The sequence below is a fragment of the Pseudoalteromonas sp. NJ631 genome (assembly GCF_000276645.1).
Taxonomy (GTDB): Bacteria; Pseudomonadota; Gammaproteobacteria; order Enterobacterales; family Alteromonadaceae; genus Pseudoalteromonas; species Pseudoalteromonas piscicida.
The window spans coordinates 55,236-74,976 of record NZ_AKXJ01000009.1 but is presented as its reverse complement, the minus strand read 5'-3'; the positions used below and the strand labels follow the sequence as shown (position 1 = coordinate 74,976).

The 19,741-nt window shown below is 39.9% G+C and carries 15 protein-coding genes; 6 read left to right on the top strand and 9 right to left on the bottom strand.

Translation table 11 applies throughout. From position 1 onward, the window contains the following. Nucleotides 1-207: 207 nt before the first annotated feature. Complete coding sequence (gene dcm, locus A587_RS24150) at nucleotides 208-1,506, bottom strand: DNA (cytosine-5-)-methyltransferase (RefSeq protein ID WP_017218310.1); 1,299 nt, start codon at nucleotides 1,504-1,506, stop codon at nucleotides 208-210. Nucleotides 1,507-1,593: 87 nt separating this feature from the next. Here dcm and A587_RS24545 point away from each other — a divergent pair, with 87 nt between their 5' ends. Continuing rightward, the gene (locus tag A587_RS24545; protein WP_017218309.1) at nucleotides 1,594-3,267 is read left to right on the top strand and encodes an AAA family ATPase; all 1,674 of its coding nucleotides are present in this window, start codon (nucleotides 1,594-1,596) and stop codon (nucleotides 3,265-3,267) included. A 12-nt stretch (nucleotides 3,268-3,279) separates the two neighbouring features. Beyond that, entirely contained in the window at nucleotides 3,280-4,524 is a 1,245-nt protein-coding gene (locus A587_RS0115345) for an LlaJI family restriction endonuclease (protein ID WP_017218308.1), read from the top strand. Nucleotides 4,525-4,567: 43 nt separating this feature from the next. On the opposite strand, the gene A587_RS0115340 is transcribed toward A587_RS0115345, so the two are convergent. The 4 genes from A587_RS0115340 to A587_RS0115325 form a co-directional block, all read right to left on the bottom strand. Next, entirely contained in the window at nucleotides 4,568-5,701 is a 1,134-nt protein-coding gene (locus A587_RS0115340; RefSeq protein ID WP_017218307.1) for a hypothetical protein, read from the bottom strand. A gap of 2 nt (nucleotides 5,702-5,703) precedes the next feature. Continuing rightward, complete coding sequence (locus tag A587_RS0115335) at nucleotides 5,704-7,911, bottom strand: sensor histidine kinase (RefSeq protein WP_017218306.1); 2,208 nt, start codon at nucleotides 7,909-7,911, stop codon at nucleotides 5,704-5,706. Nucleotides 7,912-7,985: 74 nt separating this feature from the next. Next, nucleotides 7,986-8,324, bottom strand: a complete 339-nt coding sequence (locus tag A587_RS0115330) for a hypothetical protein (protein WP_017218305.1) — start codon at nucleotides 8,322-8,324, stop codon at nucleotides 7,986-7,988. Next, nucleotides 8,321-8,737: a glycosyltransferase gene (locus tag A587_RS0115325; protein ID WP_017218304.1), complete on the bottom strand. Its 417-nt coding sequence runs from the start codon at nucleotides 8,735-8,737 to the stop codon at nucleotides 8,321-8,323. The genes A587_RS0115330 and A587_RS0115325 overlap by 4 nt, the downstream gene beginning before the upstream one ends. Before the next feature lie 124 nt (nucleotides 8,738-8,861). Between A587_RS0115325 and A587_RS25450 the strand changes: the two genes are divergently transcribed. After that, nucleotides 8,862-9,233, top strand: a complete 372-nt coding sequence (locus A587_RS25450) for a GtrA family protein (protein ID WP_017218303.1) — start codon at nucleotides 8,862-8,864, stop codon at nucleotides 9,231-9,233. A 5-nt stretch (nucleotides 9,234-9,238) separates the two neighbouring features. On the opposite strand, the gene A587_RS0115315 is transcribed toward A587_RS25450, so the two are convergent. Next, nucleotides 9,239-11,122, bottom strand: coding sequence for a methyl-accepting chemotaxis protein (locus A587_RS0115315; RefSeq protein ID WP_017218302.1), 1,884 nt, complete (start codon nucleotides 11,120-11,122; stop codon nucleotides 9,239-9,241). Nucleotides 11,123-11,206: 84 nt separating this feature from the next. Between A587_RS0115315 and A587_RS0115310 the strand changes: the two genes are divergently transcribed. Beyond that, nucleotides 11,207-12,367 carry a porin gene (locus A587_RS0115310; protein ID WP_017218301.1) on the top strand — a complete coding sequence of 387 codons (1,161 nt, stop codon included), beginning with the start codon at nucleotides 11,207-11,209 and terminating at the stop codon, nucleotides 12,365-12,367. Nucleotides 12,368-12,488: 121 nt separating this feature from the next. After that, entirely contained in the window at nucleotides 12,489-13,130 is a 642-nt protein-coding gene (locus tag A587_RS0115305; protein ID WP_017218300.1) for an alpha/beta fold hydrolase, read from the top strand. Here the strand turns inward: A587_RS0115305 and A587_RS0115300 are convergent. Beyond that, on the bottom strand, nucleotides 13,127-13,336 hold the full coding sequence (locus A587_RS0115300) for a hypothetical protein (protein WP_010376516.1): 210 nt from the start codon (nucleotides 13,334-13,336) through the stop codon (nucleotides 13,127-13,129). The genes A587_RS0115305 and A587_RS0115300 overlap by 4 nt on opposite strands. Nucleotides 13,337-13,739: 403 nt before the next feature. Between A587_RS0115300 and A587_RS0115295 the strand changes: the two genes are divergently transcribed. Beyond that, a complete protein-coding gene (locus A587_RS0115295; protein WP_010376518.1) occupies nucleotides 13,740-14,213 on the top strand; it encodes a Dps family protein in 474 nt (157 codons plus the stop codon). 186 nt (nucleotides 14,214-14,399) lie between these two features. Here A587_RS0115295 and A587_RS0115290 read toward each other — a convergent pair whose 3' ends face one another. After that, nucleotides 14,400-16,457 (bottom strand): S9 family peptidase, encoded by a 2,058-nt coding sequence (locus A587_RS0115290; RefSeq protein ID WP_017218299.1) that lies wholly within the window; start codon nucleotides 16,455-16,457, stop codon nucleotides 14,400-14,402. A gap of 130 nt (nucleotides 16,458-16,587) precedes the next feature. After that, on the bottom strand, nucleotides 16,588-19,740 hold the full coding sequence (locus A587_RS0115285) for an efflux RND transporter permease subunit (RefSeq protein ID WP_017218298.1): 3,153 nt from the start codon (nucleotides 19,738-19,740) through the stop codon (nucleotides 16,588-16,590). Between the last annotated feature and the right edge of the window lies 1 nt (nucleotide 19,741).

Here is a 19,741-nt window from a genome sequence, read left to right as displayed (position 1 = left end):
TACTAAAAGTAAAGATATGCTATTAGTACTTATCTAATATAGGTAGTTTACTACATTGAGTATGATTATTTAAAAGTTTAAGCATCTCTTCTACCTGACTTTCTTTGAACATAAGGATCAAAATCGACGTACTCTTATAAGTGTAATAAAGTGTTTTTATTTCTCCAAGCTGTCAAGTAGAAGCTCCTTGTAAATTTATTTAATGATCTAAGATGCTTTTTTTATTGAGCAACTATCAAGAGCCAAAATCAGAGCTTGCTTTACTTCCACGGCTAAAGCATCTACGACTTTCATGCAAACGGAATTGCCAAATTGTTTGTAAATCTGGCCTTGAGATACCGCATCTACAATATACTCTTCAGGAAAACCTTGTAATCGAGCGCATTCTCTAGGTGTTAACTTCCTGGGGCGTTTACCTAGCTCAGATTGATCAATTAGTATCTCAGAACCATCTTTATAGTAGCGCGCACTTATTGTATTTGTATATTCACTTTCAGCATTGAAAAGTGAATAACCAAAGCCATTTCCTTTCGTTTTATGTTCTTCTTTTCTCCGCTGGTGGCCAGCCCAAAGCTTTTCAGATATCGTGAATTTATCATCACTCGGTGCTATTTCACTTAAATCTTCTAAAATATCACCTACTTTAGTTGGTGTTTTAGGAGGCGTAGGCCACTTAAATAACTCATCAAAATCACATCCATCAAATTGATTCTTATCAAATCCAACTATAAATACCCGCTCTCTATTTTGTGGGGCACCAAAGTCACCAGCTCTAAGTACTTTATAATCAACCCAATAATTTAGTTTCTCTGATAACGCATGTCGTGTTTCTTCACTTAGAGGTACGTCATCAGGTATTTCTAGGTCAAAATTACCTTTTAAAATATCTAAAATAGTTTTTAAAGTACGGCCTTTATCATGCCCTTGAAGCTGTTTAACATTCTCAAGTACAAAAGCTTTGGGTTTTTTTTCAGTAAGAATTCTTTGAATTTCAAAGAACATTGTTCCACGGGTATCATTAAAACCTTGCTTTAGGCCAGCTTGAGAGAAAGCTTGGCAAGGGAAACCACCTAAAAGTATGTCATGATCTGGAATATCTGATGCAGCAATTTGAGTGATATCACCGTTGGGCATTTCACCAAAGTTAGTTAAATATGTTTTTTGAGCAAACTTATCCCACTCAGAAGTAAAAACACAGTGTCCACCGAGTTTTTGGAAAGGCAACCTTATACCCCCAATCCCTGCGAATAAGTCTATGAATGAAAATTCAGACTGAGATAAAGGTTTCTGTTTAAATGGTGCATTATCTAGATGTGATTTTAACTCTGACTCTAGATTGAGAATATCAGTTAGCTTTTTTGAAGTCGGTTTGTGTTCACCTGTTTCCCACCCTCTAACTGTTCGTTCGCCAGTAGAAGCCATACCAAGTAAGTTCGCAAATTCAGTCCGGCCTAAACCTAAGCTTTCTCGTATACTTTTGATTTGACTTGCTATATCGTTATTCATTAAAACTTTACTCATGATGCTATTAAACTTGTCCGGTTTTAATCCCGGTAAATATAGCACTGTATAAATGATCAGGCAAGGGAAACAATGTTAAAAGATCTTTCTACATTACGTATTGAAGCAATAGAGAAGGTACAAGCTAATATTTTTAATGAGATTAGCTTATCAAGTACGGATAAAGAAAAAATCTATTTAGAGTTTATCGGCTACTTTAAAAATTTGAATACGAGCCTCCTTTCTGACTCTATAAAACTCGTAAATAGAAGCAAACAGACAGCATATATTCCTTTTAGTTGGTTTGCTCGTTTACAACAATGTGTTGGTTTTATTGAAGGGCTAATTGAGTACTTAGCTGTTTTAGATAGAATCAAAAACGAATCTGGAGTTGATCATAAAGTATTTGAATCGCTGCCTTCTCTAAATTGGAAGTCAAAATTTACAAATGAGGAGTTAGATAAGCTATATACTTTTCTGAATAGTAACTTGAGTGAAGAAGATATATCTTTTTTTGAAGACTTCTTAGAGGGGCGAAGCTGGCTAGAAGTTAAGAATGAAGAGAGGGGGGAGTTGCAAGGTCGAAAATTGTCACGAAGAAATGATGAAATAATCGCCTCAAGTGTAATCAAAGTTTGTTCTCTCATCCAAGAGAATTCAGGGAAAATTGAGTTACTTATTGAGTTATTGAGCGAAAAGCCAAGCTTAAGAAAATTCCTAGAAGAAAAGAATACTATCCCTGATGGCGAGGTTCTAAGAAATACCAAATCCGTAGAAGATAAAAACTTATTTCAATATAAATCCAATGCAGGTAAAGGTCTTAATAAGGTTTATTATGGCGCTCCGGGTACAGGAAAAAGCCATCGTATAGATAAAGTAACAGAAAGCCATTCTCGATATGTAACGGTATTTCACCCAGACACGCAATATAGTGATCTTGTAGGTGTTTTAAAGCCTGTTATGGTCGATGCCAATGGTGAAAAGAAGATTTCTTATAAGTTTAGGCCAGGGCCCTTCACTAAGGCGCTTATAGAGGCTCTAAATGATACTACTAAACATGTTTATCTTGTAATTGAAGAACTTAATAGAGCACCTGCAGCAGCTGTTTTTGGTGAGATATTCCAACTATTAGATAGAAATGCGCAGGGTGAAAGTCAATATAAGATAGAAGTATCAGATCCTGATATGTTGCTCCACATCAAGGAGCATCTAAATGAGCCTGATAAGTTTCATAAGCTTTACTTACCCTCAAACTTCTCAATTCTAGCAACGATGAATAGTAGCGATCAATCAGTCATGCCAATGGATACAGCCTTTAAGAGACGTTGGTTATTCGAATATTTACCAATAGATTTTACTAAAGCAGGTAATGGTAATTTTGAGATTGCACTTTCTGACGGTGAGAAGATAGAAGTGCCTTGGAAAGTATTTGCAGAAGTTGTTAATGATACTTTGTCTTCCTTACAAGTACCAGAAGATCGCCTACTAGGACACCGCTTTGTATCTGATGATGAGCTTACGAGTATTGAGGAAGCCAATAATACATTAAAAGGTAAAATATTAGTTTACCTCTGGGATGATGTACTTCGCCATGGAAAGCGTGATGTGATTTTTAATACATCAGAAGTAAGCACTTTTGGTCAGTTGTCGCATAAATTTGGAGAAGGTGCTCCTATTTTCTCCGAAACATTTGAAATTAAACTACAAGAGACGTTAAACAGCGCACAAAAAGCCCAAGAAGTGGCCGCAGATGAACAAGCAGAATAGATGTAATTAAAAATGCGTAAATTACACCTATTTGAAGACAGGCAAAGTATTGTAAAAGCAATGCCCAAGAAGTTAGTTCAAAAACTGGATCAACTAGGGCTTCTTTACAGTAATAAGCAAAAAGTAATGTTTTGTGGCTTAATTAGCTTTGATGATCAAATTGCAGTGTTCCTTCCACGGAACAGTGATTTTGTAGAAGCTGATGAATTAAGTCAAAAGGAGGTGTGTGCGACACTTTTGAAGGCACTGAAGCGTTATTTAGATAACAAAGACAACGCTATAAATGCTGATGAATTAATTGATGAAGGGGTATATGGAAAGGAGTACCTAGGTTTAATATTTGCCTTATTTGAAGACTACTTCAACAATGGTCTTTTTACACGTCGAGTATCCGAGAGGAAGGTAAACTCAGGTAAAATAGATTGGAACCGTACTATTAAGCAATCTATACCATATATGTCAGGCGACAGTCCTGTTTATTTAGAGTTAGCTGGTTCTATCAAACGCGTATACTCTAATTGTGAAACTGCGAGGATCCATGCTGAAATATTACGCAAGTTAGATCAAAAAATTGGGTGGTTAATTAATGTTGATGGAGCAATAACTAGACAGCTTATCGATGTTCCTGCCTCATTACTGAATAATGATGCGAAGCTTTATCACCTGAGTAATGAGCTAACAAGAGCATATTCAGATCGCGATATTTATCTCATTAAACAGTTAATAAATTATCTTAAATTAGAAAGTATGTCTCAGCAAAGTGACTTCTCTATTGGTGTAAAAAGGTTTGAAGGCATGTGGGAACATATGCTGTCAAAAACACTGAAAAACGTATTTCCTATTAACAAAAAGCTAGCTAAGCCTGTATATAAAATAAATGGTGAATTGAAGCTGGCTAGTAGGAAAGGACAAAGAACCGATATAGTGCTTAGAGATCCTAAAACTGGTGACTTCACTGTTATTGACGCTAAATATTACTCTGCAAAAAGCATTGAGACGGCTCCAGGATGGCCTGATTTAGTTAAGCAATTTTTCTACGCAAGGGCTGTGAAATCAATATATCCTGAGAACAATGTCTCTAATATGTTTATCTTCCCTGGTAAGAATGGACCAATTGAATCTGCACAAATGGCTGAGCCAACTAAGTGCGAGATTCAAGAGGAAAACTTGCTTGATGAATATCCTGTGATCTCTTGTCTTTTTCATTGCCCAACAAAAATTCTATCGATATACATATCAGGTAGATACATTAATTAACAGCTACGGTACACTTCTAATGTACCGTGGCTGTTTATGGATTTTATTCACGCTTTAATATATTTTTGTATTTACCTATTAAGATACTTTTATCGAGATCAGGTTGTCCTTGCCTTGCCATGTACGATGAAAATCTAGACTGAATATCTTTCAAAAAAATACCTGCCACTGTAGCTTCCCTATTGAACTCTTGATATTGGTTAACTTCAATGGTTTCGATATTTTGTAAGTCAATTAATTTGGCATTTAGATCACTATATTCTGGTAAAAGAGCATATTTATCTCTTTGCCCTTTGACTATTTCCCCAATGATTTTTTCAATCGTTTTTGCTGGATCATCTGCTTTAATAATTCCCTTTTCTAAAAATGATTCTCTCAAAACAGGTATTAATGGAGCTAGTATTACTTTGTTAGCGTTTATTTTTAACGTGCCATCTTCATTAACTTTTCTTACCGCTACATCACATGCTGGTGAGATATTAATAAAATACTTATTGTTTTGGCTAATAATATCACCAGTAGCTATATGTTTTTGTATAGGAGGTTTAATGTAATACTCTGCAGGGTGGAAATACCTTGACTCCCCATCGCTATACTCTGCCAAATACTCACTCAAATGGCTCAAGGCATACCTTAAAAGGGTTTTTTCTGAACTTTGTTCGGTTGTTGAGGCAATATTCTTGTAGTCATTTGCAAGGTGCTCCCAAAAAATCTTTTTTAAATGCTCTTCGATCAAACCTCTTCCACCAAGGATTTTAGTAATCCCAGTTTTAAAAATTTCTTTTAATTCTTTTAATATTTCAACATATTGAACTTCGTCATCACGATTGTATGAGGTAATGAATGGGCTAGGATAATTTACTATGTCATTATCTAGGTTGCCTAAATTACCGGACACGATATAAATAGGAAATCTATGCTGCTCTAAAACTCTTCTAATTACTTTGTTCCCTGATGCTTGATTATTTTCTTCACCTTCAAGGTTTAAGTCGATTATTGCTCCATCAAACTTTTCAGAAGATATTTGTTGAAGCGCATTATCGGAATTTTTCTCTCTAGTGATCTCTATTCTTATTCTATCAGTATCGTCTTCATTTAGTTCTTCGATTGCATCTGTGTATAAGTCATACTGATCATTATCATCTTCTACGATTAAAAGCTTTAATTCTTGTTTCATAATTATTCTTCCAAGTTGAATGTTAGTTCAAAACATGCCCCATGTTCTAAACTTTGAGCAGAAATGCTACCGCCCATTCTTTTCATTGACTCGCCCGCTAGGGCTAAGCCTAAGCCTGTGCCCTTTTGGTCTGGCCGCATACTGTAGTTGGGCTCAAAAATAAGCTCTAAATTATTACCTTCAAACCCTGGGCCATTATCAATAAACTCAACAAAAACTTTGTTATGTTCTTGATAAATATCGACAGATATTAGCTTTTCATCTTGGTCTTTTAACCAATAAATACTATTTTCTAATAAATTTGAGAAAACAGTCATAATATCAAAATCATAGCCTTTTATTTCAATATCATTACTTGGTGAGTTGATTTTATAGACAATATTTTCAGACTTAAGCTCTGATTGAAAAATATCAAAGCATTCAGATACTTGATCAACTAAGTTATAGCTTTTTACAGAGCCTTTTCTTACTCTTGCCAAAGGTTCTATTCGCTTAAATAGTTTTGTAAGTCCTTTAGTGTGTTCTTTAACAGAGTGTGAACGTTTTCTGAGCTTCTCCTCAAGAATAGTATCATGTTCCTGTCCTAACTTGTGTGCCCAATTTGTTATTCTAGGAACTGTCTCGGAGATATATTTAATATGTTTCCGGCCTTCATGTAGAAGAACGTGAGTAATTTTACCTAGAGATGCTTGTCCTTGATAAGTTGCAATAGTCTCTTTGATTTTTCTAAGATATTCTGACTTTTTCTCACTATCAGATTCTAGTTCTTTGCTTACAACTTTTTCGACAGTTAAAAGGTTTCCATGGGATAAGCCATGCTTTAATAATTGAGTGGATATTCGTTTTTTAATTGATGAAAAGTCGAAAAGCTCCTCGAGCTCGGCATCAACAGCACCTGTTTTGAAATACTTAGATGTTAGACGCCTATACTGACTTCGTCTTGCTTCTAATTCATTTAAAACGACTTTTACAGAGTGGATAAGGCCAAAATAGTAATTGTTTTCTACAAGCCCATCTCGTGCACTTTTCTCTTCTAAACCTGAGCTTTCTTCAGAACGGATATATACCAAACCAATGATTTGATTATGCCCCACTTTATTTGATTGCTGTACTCTTCGCTTATCTAAGTCTAGCCAATCAAATGAAGGATCGCCGTATGGTCTGATCCGAAATTGTTCTCTGTAAAGGCCAACGCCGTATGTTTCGTCTAAAATTTTACGAGCATCTTGTTTGCCAACAAACTCTCCAGTGTCAGGATCTTTTAAACCCCGCTTTATGATATTGTCAATATTGCTTGGGTCTCTATCATAAACTCTAAGGTCAATAAATATTTCACCGGGCCTATTTTGGTTTTCTTTACTAGAGATAGGAATGTTAACTTCTATTTTTTCTAGGCCTAAGTTTGATAAATTCTGATTTTCAAAATATAGAGTAGCGTTTCCTTTTGAACTAATCTTACCTGAAATTTTATAGTCATAAACTGAGAGAATTGGGAAGGGTTTTAAGTTAATAGTTCTTGATGCGTACCGAGGATTCGGGAAGTTTAGGAATTCAAGAGTCATCGAGAAGCTATCGTGAGATATTTCGTAACCCTGTTGTTCAGCTGCTTTATAGACCTCTTCAGGTGATAAAAGGTTTCTAAGTTCAGTAAGGAGCTTTTGTATTTGTTTATCATTCCAAATATCGTTAACAACCTTTTCAGTAACATTCTTTTTAATAACTTTTATGGATGTTCCGTTTTTTTTGTCCGTATCAGTTTCTTTAACTTCAAGTTTAAATTGGTCCAAAAACTCAACTTCAGCTAGTTTTTTCATATCAAGCTTGAGGTATGTTTTTTTACCGTCTTGAACTGAGCTTAGGATTATTATGTCTCCTAAGATAGAGGCAGCAAATCGACCAATACCTTTTCTTCCTTGTAAAGCTCGATTCTTTGAGCTCTTTTTTCTTAATAATTTATCATCTGTTGCTGGGACTAACCATTTATTTACGATGATGTCTAAGCTCATGCCATGACCTTGATCAATTACCTCAATAATGAGGCTTGTCTTTTCATTGTCATAGTTAAATTTAATACTCGCATCCGGTGAGTCTGCGTCATATGCATTTTTAACGAGCTCTACAATAGCTGCATAACTATCTTTTACTAAATCTTGGCCAATAGTTCTTAATAAGCGAGCAGCAGGCCTTATACTTTTTGTTAATGTAGTCATAAAAATCCAGCAAAATCCTTTAATTAAAATTGATACTACATGTTATTGCTTCTAAAGTCTTCTTGGGAAAATATTTAATTTGAAGTTGAGATTACACCCAGTGATAGAAAAAGTATTCCTAACTCATGAAAGTTGTCATACTCTAGAATTTTGGCACTGGTACTATTATAAATTTCAGGCTCTTCCGCACTCCCTTCATTATTAGCTTCAATAACTGTATATCGTGTCGTATTCTCCTCTTTTTGCTCTTCTTCAGCATAGTCCACCCATAGAAAATAATAATGTTCATCTACTTTGAAATAGAAACTTGGGCAAAGGTAATTGTGCCAGCTGTTATCTATTAGATATGGATGCTCTTTTAAATCAACGCCTAGGTCAAAGTCTTGGCCAAATTCTTGTTTGTATAAACTCACTTGTGCACCTCTTGAAATAAATGATTTTGCAATAACTCTGGTGGATCCTGTAAATCAGCATCAATAGGGATCACCGCATCGCCTTGCGCATATTCAAATCCAGCAGTTAATGCAGCCTCCTTACCAAAATTACGGCTCAGTTGAAGGCAAACTACAGATGAAAAACTGTTGTTTAACTGGCACATCATTTTCCACGACTCATCTGTACTCCCATCGTCAATGTAGATTAATTCGAACCGGTACTCAGGCAGTGTCGCAATCACTGTACACAATTTATGATGTACCGTATTAAGTACCTCTTGTTCATTAAACGCTGGGACTATTAAAGAGATAAGCGCCCTATTGGTGAAACGTATTTTGCGCTGCATACAGGCCATATTTGACCTATCAATGGCAACTATTCGCTTGGTCATAACTCTGTTCCAATTATTGCATTTAGCGCAGTTTAAAATTAACAATGTCGAAAAAATGTCTACGTTGGGACGACTTTTTTCGACCTGCTACTCGGCAAGATCAGTTATTTTGAGGTGACTTGTTATGCAGTTTTTTCGTTTCTTATGTGTTGGAGGAGTGGGCTGCGTCGTTGACTGGAGTGTTTTTAGCACGCTTTTAGCTAGTTCATCTACACCATTTTTCGCAAGATTAATCGCATTTTGGTGCGCAGTGATTACAACATGGTTAGGTAATAGGCTTTTCACTTTTACACAAGCACAACGAGTGCAAATTATTAGTCAGCTGTCTAAGCATATACTTATCAGCCATTTATTTGGCATTGTGAACCTAAGTGTATTTTGGCTTTTTTTACCACTTACCAACGTACATGCTGCATTTGTCTTGAGTATTCTCTTAGCGACGGCAGGCAATTTCCTTTGTAGCAAACTGTGGGTATATAAGCCTGCTAGTCACTAATGTTTTTAAAGCGTAAACTTAGACAGCAGCGCTTCTTGTTCATGGGCGTTTTTAGCGAGTTCTTCGCTGGCATTATATTGTTTGTCTGAAAAGCTGCCGACCTCCACGCTAATATCGTTGATATGTATTGTATTTTTATTGATTTCTTCAATCACCACACTTTGCTCTTCTATGGCGGTTGCGATTTGAATATTGCGATCCATAAGCTCTTTTACTGCTTCTGAGATTTCTTCTAGCATATGTGTCGCTTGCTCGGTTTGCGACACACATTGCTGGGTTTTATCGCGGCTGCTTCCCATAGATTGCTGAACTTGAATGGACGAGGCTTGGATCTGGTCGATCATGGATTTAATTTCGGTGGTGGATTCCTGCGTTTTTGATGCTAAAGAACGCACTTCATCGGCCACAACCGCAAAACCACGACCTTGCTCTCCGGCACGTGCGGCTTCAATTGCAGCATTAAGTGCCAATAGATTGGTTTGTTCTGCAATGCCATTGATGACCGAAAGAATATTCTCAATATTTTGGCTGTATTCTGCAAGTTGCGTACTCAACTCGTACGATGCAGTAATATCGTCAGCCAAAGCATTAATTTGGCTTCGCGCTTTAAAGAATATCTCTTGCCCTTCGGAGGTCTTTTCATTTACAGAGGTGATAGAGCTTGCGGCTTGCTGCGCGTTACCTGCGATTTCGGTCGAGGTAGTACTCATTTCATTCATCGCGGTAGCGAGGTTTTCAATTAGGCTAACTTGTTGATCAAGTTTCTGTGAAGAATGCGTCGACAGCTCTTTGGCGGCATCACTGCTTATCACCACGTCGTCTGCACGTTCTTTTACATTACTTACTAACCCATGCAAAAAGCCCAAGAACAAATTAAATTGTCGCGCTACCGTGCCGCACTCATCTTCGTTAACAATTTTTAAGCGCTGAGTTAAGTCACCGCCCCCACTTGCCATGCCGGTGATTGCAGATTCCAAATCCCGTAATGGTTGGAGTAAGTGAATTGCTAACGTCCGTACGCAGAATACTCCAATAGCCACGGCTAAAATAGCAATGATCAGGGAGTTTATTGTAATTTCAGTCAGTGTTTTGTAGGCTTTTGATTTATCGATTAATACCGCCAAATACCAGTCCGTACCAAAGGTGTTATCAAGCGAATGTAAGTAAAACAACCTTTTGCCTTCTTTGGTATCCACTTCTTGCAACTTATCTACGCTATCTAAGCGTAAAGCTGGATATACCTGTTGCAATTTTTTGCCGTTAAATTCGGCATGTTGATGAGAAATGACATTACCAGACTTATCGACCAAAAAGGCATAACCCGTGTTATCGAAGTTGACCTGATTGACACTATTGGCGATGGTTTTTAGGCTTAAATCTCCCCCAATTACCCCTTTAAAATTACCGTTCACTATGATGGGAGACACCACCGACAGCAATAATTCACCTGTCGCTGCGTCAGTATATGGACTGGTATAAACGGTTTTATTTTGGTTTTTACCAAGCTTATACCAAGCTCGTTCTCTAAAATCGACACCTGGAGGATTTTTGCGAGCGGGGTTGTTCGACCTGAGCCCTTCTTCATTAGCCAAAGTACCAAAAGCCAGCAAAAATTCGTTTTTAAACACTGGTGTATTCAACGCTTGTTGAAAGTTATCATCGCTAAAGTTTTGCTCTAACTGACTTTTTATCACATTAATTTGCGTTGCTTTACCGGCCAGCCAATTCTCTATGCTCACAGCCAGCAATTGCGTGCTATCCGTTACATAGGCATGAGTTTTGGTTTTCACCGAATCACTAACAAACCAATAAGTAGAAAGCGTCGTCGTGGTGATGATCAATAAGATCACTATGGCAGAAGTCACAGAGAACTTAGTGCGGATCTTCATATTCAACAGCCTGAATAAAAAGTGCTCGAATATCAAAAGTGTTGTCTATAATTCGATTATTGGCAACTGAGCGATGTAAAAACCATGAATTTTACTTTGAGCAACTCAACCGCACTGATTGGCCTAGCCTGTTTACTGACTTCTTCAGCAGCTTTGGCAGTCGAGCGACCTGTCACCATGGCCGACATTGAAAATCTTGAGCGGCAATTGGCTGAGCTTAAAGCTCGGTTTATGACCCAAAATAGCGAACCAAAGGCCGCAGCCCCAGTGGCAAAATCAACACCACAAAGTGACCCGGTAAAACCACCTACTGAGCACTCAACCACGCTCAAAACCTATGCCACAATACGCCCGACATTTGGCGTAATCAATCAAGATGATACAAGTAACTGGGATGTTCGTGATGCCTTATCCCACGCAGGGATTAAAGTGACACATGAATTTATGCCGGGCTGGCAGGCCGAACTTCATGGTGAATGGGGCATCGATCTCGCCAATGAAGGAAATTTTGGCAAATCACGTCGTGCTTATACAGCGCTAGGTACACCGTATGGTCGGTTTGGCATTGGCAAACAAAGGCCTGCACAGTATCTGTTTATTGCCGAATACGTTGATATTTTTAATCACGCCAGCAGCCCATTTGCTTACGATCCAGAGAGTATTTTTTTCGTTGATAATTTAGTTACTTACCGCTATGAATTGGGACCAATGACGTTTATCGCTGCAGGCCAATTTAATGGGGATAAGGGCGATAATCAAACGGATTTATTCAACACTGGGTTAAGTTACGATAACGCGGGTTTACATGCGGCGATTACTTATCAACAAAACAATGTATACGATAACGAGCAGCATATTGGTGAAAACCAACTCTGGTCTGGTGCGCTGGCTTATCAATTTACCTCCCGCTTTTACGCTGCCATGGCGTATCAGGACAAAGACTATCAACGTGTGGGCGTACTTAATTCTCGACAAGGCCACACCTTTGATCTTTCGTTGGCCTATCAACTCGCAAAACACTATAAACTCAAAACCGGATATTTTGATTTTGATGACGGTTACGGCAGTCATGATCCGCTTAATCAAAGCTTCGATGGCTACAATGTTACACTTGAGTGGCTGCCAACACCGCCCCTCAGAGTGCACTTGGAGTACTTAAACAAGTCCTTCGACAACCAAATCGATATGGACTCCATCTCTATTGGCTTTAGGTACGATTACAAGCAAGAGTGGCAATTTGATTAACCAAGATCACAGGATCTTGTGATAATAATTTTTCAATTTGGTTTGATTTATACATCAAGTATTCAAGTGAGGGTGGTACACTCGCGCAAGGCTTAGAAGTATTCAAGTTTGAAGAGGCGGTATGAACCACGCTCCTATTCCACTCAATATCACCGCAAGCGCCAAAATCGAGAGCATTGTGGTGCTACATGGCTTGTACATGTCTGGTTTTGTGATGCGTCCGCTTAGCGCTCGATTAGGTAAATCGGGCTACCGTATTCTCAATTTAAGCTATAACACGTTAACACCAAATATTGATGAGATCTGCGCCGCTATTGATACTTTTGTTGGCGACCGCCCCGCTGCACTCGTTTGCCACTCCATGGGAGGCTTAGTTGCAAGAGCGTATTTAGAGCGAGACTCTATAGCGAGCAAGCAAGTAAAAAAAGTGGTGACCTTAGGGACACCACATAAAGGCAGTGCCATTGCCAAGCATATGCACGACAAAGGACTGGAGCTACTGTTAAAAAACAGTGTGGAGTTTTTATTATCTAACAATCAAGATTGGCCTTTCGACGCCAAGCTTTACAGTATTGCCGGTGACTTACCTATTGGACTAATGCCACTGCTACAAAAAGGTAGCCAGTCGGATGGCACTGTGTTGTTAGAAGAAACCAAGCTCAGTGGCATGGCCGAGCACAAAGTATTTCATCTCAGCCATACCAGCTTAATATATTCCCGTGCGGTAATGAACTATATTTGCGAGCTGTTAGAGAGGCCTTAGTGCTCTGCACTTGCAGCTACTTTGTAAGCAATCACTGCGATCAAGCCAACTAATAACGGCACTGGCGCAGCAATATAGCCAAAGGTATCTGAGTTTGCGATGCTTGCGCCAGCTAAGTGACCTACTAGCCCAACAACAAAAGCCACTAAAGCGATAACAACGACGACGAGTTCCATTTTATGTTCTGATTTTGTTTTGCCTTTCATACTCATTTCCTCAAGTAGTAGACACCGCGTTTTTTGTGTCTTGATGAAATGATTATGCGCTTATGATGCGGTGATATTTTGACCTAAATCAAGTTTAAAACCGCCAAAATACGAACGAGATTAAACACTTGTCTTAGATCAAAAACTACGCGCTCTGGTAAGGCTTTGGGAAAAGTTGGCAAGCTTTATTCCCGCCAAGTATTCATGCCATCTTGTTATTTTTGAGTGCCTTTTAGGGTTTCATCTTGTTTTTTACCACGCTCATCCCAACGTCATATTGTATTAATATTTGATATGTTTTTATTTTATTGATTGATTTTTCCGATTAAACACTTTGATTTTAATCATTGGGCAATCACCTAAGGTTGCGCCATACTGACTGTGAATCAACAAGGAGCATCGCATGACAAACATTAATTCTATCGGTTTAGACAAAGCCAAGAGCCAAGCGCTAGTAACGTCACTTAATACGCTACTAAGCAGCTACCAAATTCAATATATGAATGCCCGTGGTTTTCACTGGAACATCAAAGGTCGTGAGTTTTTTGAACTGCACCTAAAATTTGAAGAAATTTATACGCTATTGCTTGAGAAAGTAGATGAAATCGCAGAGCGTATTTTGACGATTGAAGGCAACCCATTGCATGCGTTTTCTGATTATTTGGAAACCAGTAAAATTCAAGAAGCAAAAGGGATCAGCAATGGTACGCAAGCACTAGAAACCTTGCTTGATGGCTACACAACGCTTATTTCTATGCAGCGTGAGATTCTAGCGCAGGCGGGCGAAGCCGAAGATGAAGGCACAGCCGCGTTAATGAGCGACTACATCAAAGAGCAAGAAAAGCTGGTGTGGATGCTTAAAGCGTATTTAAACTAAGATAGGTCGGGCTAAGGCTGCGATATACAAGTCGAGCTAAAGCTACGACCTACAATCGAGCCAGCTCCTACTCAGGTTATCCTCTGGTAGGAGCGAGTTCACCTCGCGATCTTTTATCTCGCTGTTGTCGAGCTAAGACTTGGATGTACGAGTCGAGCTAAAGCTACGACCTACAAACCGTGGCAGCTACGACCTACTATCCAATAAGCTGATAAAGAATGCCATTTCTAGTGCTCTTTCATGTAGGCTTTTAAATCGGCCTGACGCACCACCGTGACCCGCTTCCAAGTCGGTTTTAAAGACCAGTACGCTATCGTCCGTTTTATATTCTCTAAGCTTAGCAACCCACTTCATGGGCTCCCAATACTGCACTTGTGAATCGTGAAGGCCTGTGGTCACGAGAATATTTGGATAGGCTTTGGCTTCAATATTGTCATACGGCGAATACGCTAAAATATTCTGGTAGTCCGCTTCATTATTCGGATTACCCCATTCATCATACTCGTTGGTGGTCAATGGGATTGACTCATCCAACATGGTAGTTAACACATCCAAGAAAGGCACATGGCAGCCTAACCCTAAATACAGCTCTGGAGCTTGGTTTGCAATTGCACCCATTAACAGGCCACCTGCACTTCCACCTGATGCAAACACTTTGTCTTTATGGCCGTAGCCCTGCTCAACCAAGGCCTTGGTAACATCAATAAAGTCGTTGAAGGTATTTTGCTTATGCGCTTTTTTGCCTTGCTCATACCATTCACGACCAAGCATCTCAGAACCTCGAATGTGCGCAATCGCGTATACAAACCCTCTATCTAACAGGCTTAGAATTTGACTAGAGAAGTTTGGGTCGATAGTAATACCATAAGAACCATAACCATACTGCAATAGTGGATTGCTACCGTCTTGATTAAACTTATCTTTGCGATACACCAAAGATACAGGGACTTTAACGCCATCTCTTGCAGTAATATGCAGACGTTCAGAGTGATAATATTCTGGTTTAAAATCGCCTAACACTTGCTGCTGCTTTTTCAGCGTCTTCTTACCTGTGGTTAAGTCACAATCGTACACTGAGCTTGGAGTTGTCATGCTCGAATAGTGAATACGAATATTACTTGAATTTGGCTCAGGGTTATTTCCGACCGTAGCAAAATAACAAGCATCATCAAATCCAAGGTGATAGCTCTGCCCTTGATAATCGTGGACAACAAAACGGATCTGCCCTTGTTCACGCTCAGTCAGCACAAAGTGACTGTTGAACAGCTCCAAGCCTTCTAATAGTACATGGTCGCGATGGGCGACTAACTCTTCCCATTGCTCGACATCACCAACGGTTGCCGCTGTTGCACGCATTAAGCGGAAGTTTTTAGCATTCTTGTTACTCAGGATGTAAAAGAACTCTCCCATTTTTTCAAGACCATATTCATGGCCAATTTCTCTTGGAATTAGGGTGCTAAACTCACCGCAAGGATCGTTTGCATCCAGTATTAACTGATCGCTCGTTTCCGTCGCAGCGAGATAGATATAAATAGCGCTTTCGTCACGACTTTTACCCAATCCCATATAAAATTGGCGATCTTGCTCTTCAAACACCAAAATATCATCGCTTTGTGGCGTTCCCAACACATGGCGATACACTTGGAAGCCGAGCAACGTTTGCTCGTCTTTTTTGACATAAAATACGGTTTTATTGTCGTTCGCCCAAATGACCTGACCTTCCGTGTTATACAGCACGTCTTGCAGTAATGTATTGGTATTTAAATCAAGAAACTTGATGGTATAAATTCGACGCCCGTCAGTATCTTCGCTATAGGCAAGCAGTTGCTCATCTGGGCTTACGGTAATATCACCGATGTCATAAAACTCGTTGCCAGCAGCTAACTGATTAATGTCTAACAGCAGTTTTTTATCCGACAAATCTTCTTGTGATGCGCGATAATACTTAGCATATTCCTCATCACCACTCACTTCACTCACATACCAATAGTTGCCATCTTTTGCGGGCACTGAGCTATCGTCTTTTACGATACGACCTTTCATTTCTTCAAACAGCTGGGTTTGCAACGCTTGGTGAGGCGCCATTTGCGCTTCACAGTAATCATTCTCTGCTTTGAGGTGTGCCAACACATCAGCATTTTTACGCTCGTCATCACGCATCCAGTAGTAGTTGTCGATACGCTCATGATTATGGTGCAGCAAGGATTTCGGCTGCTTTTTGGCTAGCGGTTGAGTTTTTTCCATCACCAAGTTGTCATCCTAAATTCGTTATTTTTCGCCAGTGTATCATGATTCAAGAGCCATACCAGCGCACAAAGAAAAAGGCCGAGCATCACTGCGCGGCCTTTAGATTATTGAGTGTAGACGAGAGTTTCTAAGCTTCTGCTTTCTCTAGTTGGTTATCGTCAGATTTAGGCTTGCGTCTGATCTTCGCTTTTAAGCGTGAACCCGCACCCTGCACATCCGTTAAGATGATGTATAAAGCTGGCACTAACACAAGCGTGATAAGCGTTGCGAATAGCACTGCAAACCCAAGTGATACCGCCATCGGAATAACAAACCTTGCTTGTAGACTGGTTTCAAAGATGATTGGCATGACACCGGCAAACGTCGTGATAGAGGTTAGCGTGATTGCCCTAAAGCGTGCACAACCCGCTTCAATAACAGCCTCTTTAAGCTTAACGCCCTCAGCACGTGCTTGGTTGATATAGTCCGTCATTACCAAGGAGTCGTTGATCACAACCCCAGCAGCGGCTACCAATCCAAACATAGACATAGTACTCATATCTAAGCCAAACACTAAGTGACCCCATAGCGCGCCAACTAAGCTAAACGGGATTACCGACATCACGATAAGCGGTTGTGCATAGCTCTTAAGCGGTACAGCCAATAGGATATAAACCATCAACATACCAGCGGCAAAGAATAAGATCTGCTCACTGGTTTGCGCTTGACGCTCTTCCACGCTACCACCTAGCTTAGTTTTTACGCCTGGGAACTGTTTTAGTAGCTCTGGTAAGATATTTTCTTCGATATTCTTAACCACGGCATCTGGCTCAATCAGCTCTTCATCGATGCTACCGTATACATATACCGTTCTAAAGCCATCTTCACGACGAATATAATTGATACCCGGCTTCTCGGTGAACTCTACAACATCGCCTAGCATCACTTCTTTGCCTTTTGGCGTTGTGATGATAGTACGCTTAAGTGAAGCCAAAGCTTTACGATCAAGTTCAGGATAACGCACCATCACTTTGATCTCTTCGCCATCACGAATAACACGCTGTGCTTCGCCACCGTAGAAGCTATTACCAACCTGAATCGCAACATCGGCAAGTTGCAAGCCAAGCTCATAAGCCACTGGCTTAAGCGCGATCTGCATTTCTTTACTCGCAGGGTCAATACTCGAGCTAATATCAAATAACCCAGGTTGCTGCTGCAACATTGAAATAAGCTGTCTGCCCGCTGCATTGAGAGTCTCGATATCAGAACCTAGCAAGCGATAACCAAATTCACCCTCACCACCACTTTGATCGCCAACACTGTCATACACAATAATTGACTTCACTGCAGTGATCTCTGGCATTGCCTCGCGCCAACGGCGTGCAAGTTCAAAAGCCGTAAATGGTCTTTGCTCTTCGTCCACTAACGTCGATAACACTGAGCCCTTAGTGCGGCTCTGGTTCCAAGAATATACATCCTTAATCATGCCTTGACCGAACTCTTGGGCAATCTCTTTATCGACATTGCGTACCATTAACTCAATAGACTGCATCGCTGTAATGGTCTGCTCGTCTGATACGTTGTCGTTCATGGTAATTTCGATCTTTGGATAATCTTCAGGCACCTTAGGGAACGGAATAAAGCGCACTAAGTTCGAAGTTACTAAGCTAAAGCTAAATACCAGCATCGCCACAAAAGTTAATAATACGGTCCAGCGCCAGTCAACACAGCGCTGAATAAAGCGTCTGTATGGTCCGTTTACAAATGCGAAGAACTTCTTGTTAAATGCAGCACGACGACTGTTTGGACGTAGTGGTTTAATCTTAGTGTGAGCAATGTGCGCAGGCAAAATCCATTTGGATTCAATCAAACTGAATACCAAGCACAGAATAATAACGCCCGAGATTGACTTAAAGAATGCACTTTCAGGACCAGATGAGAACAACATAGGTGCAAACACAGCAATGGTTGTTAATACACCGAAGGTTGCTGGCGTTGCAACACGCTTAGCGCCAATTACCACATTCTTAACGCTGTGACCTTTGCGTTCAATTTCGGAGTAGGCGGACTCCCCTATGACGATGGCGTCATCCACCACGATCCCAAGTACCATGATAAAGGCGAACAGCGATACAATATTAATGCTGATCCCAAGTGCTGGCATAAATAGGAACGCACCAAGGAAACACACCGGCAAGCCAATCATTACCCATAGCGCTAATTTGAAGCGTAGGAAAATAGTCAGCATGATGGCGACGAGTAACGCCCCCTGTAACATATTGCTCTTCATCATCTCGAGTCGAGCATTCAGGTAGTACGTCATATCAACGATTGGTTCTAATCTTAAGCCTGCAGGCAACTTAGCGTTTTTCTCTTCGATATATTTATGTACCGCCTTCGCGATTGGGATCATATTTTGGTCTTTGGTCGCTTTAACCGACAGGAATACCGCATTTTCACCATTCAAACGGAAGTAATATTCACCTTCAGTCAGACCATCTTTAATTTCTGCGATATCTTGAAGATAAATTTTGGCGCCGTTATCACCGACCTTAACTGGAATGTTTCTAAACTCATTACCGCGGTACATTTGGTTTTCAACACGCACTGCAATAATTCCAGATTCGGTCCTGATTTGACCTGCTGAAATGTTGGTCGAATAACGTCTAATTGCGCTACTTACATCACTAATCGTTAGGTTGTAACGGCGCAGAGCGTCTGGATCAACTTCAATACCAATCTCATAGTCTGGGGTTGAACGGTCAACCAGTGAAATCGTTGGAATTTCGAGTAATTCATCCTCGATTTCTTTGGCAATTGGCTTGAGTGCATTCAACGGTAGATTACCAGCCAGCGCGATGTTCACCACGTCTTGACGAAATTCTATAAGCTGAACCTGCACAGGCTCCATGGACGCTGGAAAGGTCGCGATACTATTCACACGCGAGCGAATTTTATCTTCTACTTCCGTTAAGTCTTCATCTTTATAGATTTCAAGTTGCGCACTACCGCTGCCTCTAGCAGCACGGTAAACCCCTTTTTTGATTTCTGTAACGTCTTTTAATGCTTCTTCAATTTTGATCAAGATCCCCTCTTCAATTTCTTGAGGAGACGCGCCAGGATACACGGCTGACACCGTTACATAATTGATCTCAAAGTTTGGAAACATTTGCCTTTGGATAGTCATATAACTGATAAAACCCATTATCAGTATGAAGACCATCAACAAGTTTGCCGCTACCGTATTATTCGCAAAATAAGCGATAATACCGCGCTGCGATGCTTTTTCTATATCACTCATG

Excerpts from the sequence above, each read along its gene's own strand:
- A587_RS0115295 (WP_010376518.1), top strand. The coding sequence starts at position 13,740 with ATGACAAACATTAATTCTATCGGTTTAGACAAAGCCAAGAGCCAAGCG.
- A587_RS0115285 (WP_017218298.1), bottom strand. The coding sequence starts at position 19,740 with ATGAGTGATATAGAAAAAGCATCGCAGCGCGGTATTATCGCTTATTTT.
- A587_RS0115290 (WP_017218299.1), bottom strand. The coding sequence starts at position 16,457 with ATGGAAAAAACTCAACCGCTAGCCAAAAAGCAGCCGAAATCCTTGCTG.
- A587_RS0115340 (WP_017218307.1), bottom strand. The coding sequence starts at position 5,701 with ATGAAACAAGAATTAAAGCTTTTAATCGTAGAAGATGATAATGATCAG.
- A587_RS0115335 (WP_017218306.1), bottom strand. The coding sequence starts at position 7,911 with ATGACTACATTAACAAAAAGTATAAGGCCTGCTGCTCGCTTATTAAGA.
- A587_RS24545 (WP_017218309.1), top strand. The coding sequence starts at position 1,594 with ATGTTAAAAGATCTTTCTACATTACGTATTGAAGCAATAGAGAAGGTA.
- A587_RS25450 (WP_017218303.1), top strand. The coding sequence starts at position 8,862 with ATGCAGTTTTTTCGTTTCTTATGTGTTGGAGGAGTGGGCTGCGTCGTT.
- dcm (WP_017218310.1), bottom strand. The coding sequence starts at position 1,506 with ATGAATAACGATATAGCAAGTCAAATCAAAAGTATACGAGAAAGCTTA.
- A587_RS0115310 (WP_017218301.1), top strand. The coding sequence starts at position 11,207 with ATGAATTTTACTTTGAGCAACTCAACCGCACTGATTGGCCTAGCCTGT.
- A587_RS0115325 (WP_017218304.1), bottom strand. The coding sequence starts at position 8,737 with ATGACCAAGCGAATAGTTGCCATTGATAGGTCAAATATGGCCTGTATG.
- A587_RS0115345 (WP_017218308.1), top strand. The coding sequence starts at position 3,280 with ATGCGTAAATTACACCTATTTGAAGACAGGCAAAGTATTGTAAAAGCA.
- A587_RS0115300 (WP_010376516.1), bottom strand. The coding sequence starts at position 13,336 with ATGAAAGGCAAAACAAAATCAGAACATAAAATGGAACTCGTCGTCGTT.
- A587_RS0115305 (WP_017218300.1), top strand. The coding sequence starts at position 12,489 with ATGAACCACGCTCCTATTCCACTCAATATCACCGCAAGCGCCAAAATC.
- A587_RS0115315 (WP_017218302.1), bottom strand. The coding sequence starts at position 11,122 with ATGAAGATCCGCACTAAGTTCTCTGTGACTTCTGCCATAGTGATCTTA.